Source organism: uncultured Thiohalocapsa sp., from assembly GCF_913062725.1.
Classification (GTDB): Bacteria; Pseudomonadota; Gammaproteobacteria; order Chromatiales; family Chromatiaceae; genus Thiohalocapsa.
The window spans coordinates 1-5,485 of record NZ_CAJXWY010000112.1 but is presented as its reverse complement, the minus strand read 5'-3'; the positions used below and the strand labels follow the sequence as shown (position 1 = coordinate 5,485).

Here is a 5,485-nt window from a genome sequence, read left to right as displayed (position 1 = left end):
CACGGTCGAAACCGTCTTCGGCATCATCAAGCACGTGCAGGGCTTCCGGCAGTTCCTGCTGCGCGGTCTGAACGCCGTACTGGGCGAGTGGGTGCTGGTGTGTCTGGGGTGGAACCTCAAGCGCGTTTTCGTGAAAAATAGCGGCAATTGCGGGTTTTTAGTCCCAATCGCCTGTCGCATTTTTGCCAACCCTGGCTGTCAGAGCCGAGTCTGGCACCTAAGTCAGGAACAACAGCGTATTGGCGACGTTGAACATGGTGTGGGCATTGGCGATCTGCCGCGGCACCTCCGCCGCCAGCTGCGCTTTGCCCGAGAGCTCGGGGTACTGGGGCGACATCCAGCGCACCAGATCGGCCAGCTGATCGATGAAGCCCACCCACACCAGCACGCCGGCGACATTGAACAGCACATGCACGACGGCGGCGCGCACCGCTTCGCGGGGCTTACCGATGGCCGCCAGTGCGGCGGTGGCGAAAGCGGCGCCGGTGCCATCAGCGCCGCCTTGCGCGTCGGGAAAACGCTTTCGCTTTTCAATGGTTGAAATCGCCGCCCCGCGCCGTGGCCCGGCGTCAAGCGGTCATCCGCCCCGTCCGGACCCAGCGGTTGTAGACCGGAAGGAGCGGCTCGCTCGGATAGGTGAGCGGCACGAGCTTGCCTCTGTACGGTGGAGGGCGGCCAGCAAAATGGACGAGGAAGACCTGGACGTTCGCCGCGGCGACGAGATCAGCGGTACGCTGCGCGAGTACGCAAGCACCCTGGAGTGCTCCCTGACCGGCCTGGAGCAGCTCTGCCGACACGATCACGCACGGCCGGCAGCCCCGGCGGGCGACGATTCAGTGCCGCTGCGGATCGCCTACGACGACGCGCTGCAGCAACAAAAGCGCCTCGCCGCACGGCTCAATACCTTGATCGCGAGCCTTTAGGCCAGCTCGAAAAATTCGAGGTGCCCGCGCGGGGCAGGCGGGAAAGTCAGCCCTTGCCGCTTTGCTTCTTCCACCAGGGGTGCTTGGCCTCCACCAGCTCTTCCCAGTAGTCGTCGAAGCGTTCAAGCAGGTGGCGGAACTGACAGGTGCGCCAGCCAATCATGCCGCCGGCGTGCATCAGTACGTCATGCTCCCGGCTGCCGCCGAGCAGGTCGTCCATCAGCGTCCGAGTCACGGCGACGTCGTTCATGACGCCGAGCAGATCCTGGAGGCCCTTCATGTGGCCGATGAATACGTCCATGTCGGCGAACAACGGTTTGAAGAACTCCGCAGCGTAGCGCAGCTTTTTGCACTCGATGCGCAGCTGGTGCATTTCTTCCGCGTTGTCGCGGTCGACGTTGGTGCCGGCCGAGAGCACCCGACGCTCCTGCTTGTCGAGCAGCTGCCGGGAGAAATGCATGATGCCGGCCGCCAGGCGCTTCGCCTGCTTCTTCTTCATGGGTGCCCGTTCCCACTCACGGTCGTCGAGCCAGCGCGGAAACGCATCACAGAAACGCTGGAAGCGCTCGCTGTCGAGCATGGGCACCACGCGCTCGGCGTAGACCTTCGCGCGGCCCTGCTCGGCGAGCTCGCGCAGCCGGTCGGCGCCGGGCAACGGCAGCAGGGCCGATGCCGGCCCCAGGGCCTCGTCGATGAAGACATCGAGGTCGCGGGCATTGCCGAGCTCGCCGGCGATCCAACGCATCTCGTCGTTCCAGACGTCCGTCGCCTCGCGCGGGATGGCATCGCGAAAGAGCGTCAGCGCCGAGCGCATGCGCCGGAAGGCGACCCGCACCTGGTGCACGCCCTCGATGTCCTCCCAGCTGCGGGCACTGTCCCGCCAGGTCAGCATGTAGTCATAGTTGTGGCGCAGAATCGTCACGAAGGCCTCGCTCACGCTCTGCTCGGAGGTCATCGGCGGTGGGGCTTTGGATTTGGTCGGCACGGTGACTCTTCTGACTCAGGCGGCGGCCGGCGGCACCGGCAACATGGGCCGATAATAGCCGATCGCCCTGGCCCGCGATCAAACGGCGATTCCCGCGCAGCGACGACGCAGGCGATGCCACCCGGGCCTCGCCGCCGCGCCGCACGGCGAGGCCGACCAAGCGATCCGCGCCTCAGGCCACCTGCACGACGATGTCGTGGAGCACCCCGCCCGCATGCTCCAACCGGTCCGCGGCATTGGACAGGTGCCGATAGAGCTCGCGGCGCTTGAACATCTCGATGACGTAGGCCATGGCATTGGCCTCGGCATCCTTGGCCTTCTTCTTCTTGCTCAGCGCGTGGATGTACTCGTCCGCATCGAACAGCTCCGTCAGCGCCGCGCGGTAGACCTTCTCGGTGCTGCGCTCCGCCTTGCGCGCGGCGGCGGCGTCCGTGTCCGCGCTCGCCGGCGATGACGACAGCTTGGCATAGCCCTCCCGCAGCGAGCGGCTGCCGTCGAGGATCAATCGGGCCATGTCGGCCATGTACTGATCCGGCTCGAGGCGCAGCGCCTCCACTTCGCGCACCGTGGTCTTGGCATAGTTCAGGATCTCGTCGATGGTCATGATCGCGCGGTAGATGTCCTCGCGGTCCATCGGCGTGGCAAAGGCACGGCTCAGCACCTCCATGTTGCGGGCCTTCAGCTCATCGCCCTCTTTCTCCATGGCGCGCACGCGCTCGCCGAGTTCGGGGTCACCGGTTTCCATGTAGCGGACGAATATCTCTATGGCCTCGCAAACCAGCTCGCATTGGGCGTTGATCAGCCCGTAGAAGTCCGGCATGCGGGGAAAGACGCGGTCGACCACCCGGCTGATCGCGGTATTGCTGGTGCTCATGGATGCCTCCTCTGGTGATGGATCTCTTGCCGTTGTGCGGGGAAGGATGGCCAGTCAATGGTTGTCCGCCCAAGGCCCCGGCGTCCGGCCCGCTCAATCCACGTCGAGCAGCAGATCGACGAGCAGGTAGGTGAGCACGGACACGCTCCCCGCCCCGGGGATGGTGATGAGCCAGGTGCTGACGATCTCCTTGGCCTTGGCCCAGCGCACCGCCTTGGGGCGCTCCGAGGCGCCGATGCCCATCAGCGACGAGCTGACCACGTGGGTGGTGGACACAGGCGCACCGACCATCGATGCGCCGAAGATGACGGCGGCGGAGGTCAGCTGACCGTCGAAGGCGTGGATGGGCCGCACCTTGAAGATGCCGAAGCCCACGGTGCGCACGATGCGCCAGCCGCCGGAGAGGATGCCCAGGGTGATGGCGATGGCGCAGGAGAGGATGACCCAGAACGGGACCTCGAACTCGTCGAGGAAGCCGCCGCTCAGCAGCACCAAAGTGATGATGCCCATGCTCTTCTGGGCGTCGTTGGCACCGTGGGAGAACGCGAGGCCCGCGCAGGAGAAGATCTGGATGCGCTTGAAGAAGCGGTTCACGCCGGGCTTGGCGCCGCGCATCAGGAAGAACATCAGCCGGTGGACCATGAAGCCCATCCAGAAGCCGATGATTGGCGACAGGATCAGCGCCAGCAGCACCTTGGTGACCCCCGTCAGGTGCCCGTCGTCGAGCAGCTGCTCGAAGCCCCAGATGACGTGGTCGGCGCCCACTGCGATGAGCACCGCCCCGATGAGTCCGCCCACCAGCGCATGGGACGACGATGATGGAATGCCGAACCACCAGGTCAGCAGATTCCAGAAGATGGCGCCGGCGAGACCGCAGAGGATGACGATCACCGACAACACCGCGGCGAGGTCGTCGAGATCGACGAATTTGCCGATGGTGTTGGCCACTGCGGTGCCGCCCAGGAGCGGCCCCAGGAACTCGAAAGTGGCGACGATGGTGACCGCCTGGATCGGCGTCAGCGCGCGCGAGGCGATCGGGGTGGCGATGATATTCGACGCATCGTGGAAGCCGTTCGTGTAGTCGAAAACCAGCACGACGACAACCGCCACAACCACCAGCACGGTCAGCGTTTCCATCGGCAGCTCCTCCGGAGATCAGTGTTTGGAAAGCGTGGCCGGGCGCATCCCGACGACGCCCGAAGCGCGGCCGGTACCCTGCGGGACGCCTCGCAGTGCGGCAGCGTGGGCGGAGTGCGACGGACCTCGACGAGCGATTTTTTCTCTCCTCAGGGTTGATCTTTGTCATCAGTTTGTCATGATTCTGTCATAAATAAGTCATCTAACCGTAATATTTTCGACGGCCAGGGGTTCCGGCGGCCAGGGTTTCCGGCGCCAAGCCACCCATGCGAGATGCCGATGGGCCCGCCGCTGGCCCGCCCATCGAACCGAGCCGCCAGGATCTGACCCACGCGAAGGCGACGCAGCGCGCCCTACCACGCGAGCGTCACAAGGTTCCGGCAAGCGCCCTGGACGATCATCAAATCGGACGACAAGAAGCGCGCCCGCATCAATGCCATCCGCTACCTGCTGAGCCACGTCGACTACCCGGACCGTCGCGACGAGTTCCTGACCATCGACAAACGCATTGTCCGCACGGTCCAGGAGGAAATCGGCGTCGAGGACTGAGGCGCTTCGGCTCCGGCTGGTCGCCTGGGGCGAAACGACTGAAACGGCAGATGCCCGCCGCGTCGTCGTCTGCTCGGGCCGACGGCCCGATCCGGCGCGCAGCGACGACTTCGCCGGCGCCCCGCGTGCCACAACCGTGACGCCAGCGGGGTCAGGACGCCGGCACTCCCGGGACCCGTGGGTCCGCAACACGATCATTGAGGAGGATTGGAGTATGAGCTTCTTGCAGTGCCCTCGCGACGGTATCCCCGCCGCCGGAGTCCCGCTGTCCCGGCATCGTGCCGTTCGCCGCGAGCCCCAGCCCTGCGATCGGTCGCCACAGCAGGGAGACGGGCCACGGACCGGACGTCACGCCGCGCGCGTCACCGATCTGCACCACTCCGGCGGAGGCGACCTCGAATGAGAGACAAAATCCACGCCGAGCGCGTCATGGGCCTGCTGGTCGAGCGCTTCGAAGGGCAGCAGCTCGCACGGCTGCTGAATCTCAAGTCCGCCGTCGACGCCGGCGAGCTCCTCGAAGAGAGCCACAGGAGCTTCCTCGCGGAGGTCTGCGAGCAGGCCCAACAGAGCAAGCAACTGGTGGACCGGCACCCGGAGTATCAGCGCCTTTATGCCCGGGCCGTGCGTCTATACAAGGAAATTGCCAAGCAGGCCCTGGAGAACGAGTTGGCGGCGTCACCGCAAACTGCCGCGACCTCCGCCACCTCGACGACGTCGTGGATGTGATTCGCGACCTGGCTGAGCACTCGATGATCGGCGGCATCATCGCCGCCGCGATCCTGCTCAACCTATTGTGCGCCGCGCTCGCGGGCTTCGTGATTCCGCTGATCCTGCGCAACCTCGGCATCGACCCGGCGCTGGCGGGCAGCGTCGTGCTGACCACCGTGACCGACGTGGTTGGGTTCTTCGCCTTTCTCGGCCTGGCGACGCTGCTCCTGTTCTAGGAGGCTGTCCGACTTATCGGGCCGCAGGCTGGGTACAATAGGTCCGGGTTCACGCAGACGCGAGTGTGCAGCA

The 5,485-nt window shown here is 65.5% G+C and carries 5 protein-coding genes and 3 pseudogenes; 5 read left to right on the top strand and 3 right to left on the bottom strand.

What is annotated here, in order from left to right; all coding sequences use genetic code 11:
- Both QZ588_RS17675 and QZ588_RS17670 read left to right on the top strand, forming a co-directional pair.
- Positions 1-133, top strand: a pseudogene (locus QZ588_RS17675) (transposase); the annotation flags it as partial.
- Between the two features lie 550 nt (positions 134-683).
- On the top strand, positions 684-923 hold the full coding sequence (locus QZ588_RS17670; RefSeq protein ID WP_295544390.1) for a hypothetical protein: 240 nt from the start codon (positions 684-686) through the stop codon (positions 921-923).
- Positions 924-969: 46 nt separating this feature from the next.
- Here QZ588_RS17670 and QZ588_RS17665 read toward each other — a convergent pair whose 3' ends face one another.
- The 3 genes from QZ588_RS17665 to QZ588_RS17655 form a co-directional block, all read right to left on the bottom strand.
- Positions 970-1,908: a CHAD domain-containing protein gene (locus QZ588_RS17665; RefSeq protein WP_295544389.1), complete on the bottom strand. Its 939-nt coding sequence runs from the start codon at positions 1,906-1,908 to the stop codon at positions 970-972.
- Between the two features lie 172 nt (positions 1,909-2,080).
- The gene (locus QZ588_RS17660; RefSeq protein ID WP_295544387.1) at positions 2,081-2,782 is read right to left on the bottom strand and encodes a DUF47 family protein; all 702 of its coding nucleotides are present in this window, start codon (positions 2,780-2,782) and stop codon (positions 2,081-2,083) included.
- 93 nt (positions 2,783-2,875) lie between these two features.
- Positions 2,876-3,919, bottom strand: a complete 1,044-nt coding sequence (locus QZ588_RS17655) for an inorganic phosphate transporter (RefSeq protein WP_295544385.1) — start codon at positions 3,917-3,919, stop codon at positions 2,876-2,878.
- A 381-nt stretch (positions 3,920-4,300) separates the two neighbouring features.
- On the opposite strand from QZ588_RS17655, the pseudogene QZ588_RS17650 reads away from it, so the two are divergent.
- The 3 genes and pseudogenes from QZ588_RS17650 to QZ588_RS17640 form a co-directional block, all read left to right on the top strand.
- Positions 4,301-4,468, top strand: a pseudogene (locus tag QZ588_RS17650) (hypothetical protein); the annotation flags it as partial.
- A gap of 399 nt (positions 4,469-4,867) precedes the next feature.
- Positions 4,868-5,194 (top strand): hypothetical protein, encoded by a 327-nt coding sequence (locus tag QZ588_RS17645; RefSeq protein ID WP_295544383.1) that lies wholly within the window; start codon positions 4,868-4,870, stop codon positions 5,192-5,194.
- A gap of 26 nt (positions 5,195-5,220) precedes the next feature.
- Positions 5,221-5,412: pseudogene (locus QZ588_RS17640) on the top strand (magnesium transporter); the annotation flags it as partial.
- Between the last annotated feature and the right edge of the window lie 73 nt (positions 5,413-5,485).

Excerpts from the sequence above, each read along its gene's own strand:
- QZ588_RS17645 (WP_295544383.1), top strand. The coding sequence starts at position 4,868 with ATGAGAGACAAAATCCACGCCGAGCGCGTCATGGGCCTGCTGGTCGAG.
- QZ588_RS17660 (WP_295544387.1), bottom strand. The coding sequence starts at position 2,782 with ATGAGCACCAGCAATACCGCGATCAGCCGGGTGGTCGACCGCGTCTTT.
- QZ588_RS17670 (WP_295544390.1), top strand. The coding sequence starts at position 684 with ATGGACGAGGAAGACCTGGACGTTCGCCGCGGCGACGAGATCAGCGGT.
- QZ588_RS17655 (WP_295544385.1), bottom strand. The coding sequence starts at position 3,919 with ATGGAAACGCTGACCGTGCTGGTGGTTGTGGCGGTTGTCGTCGTGCTG.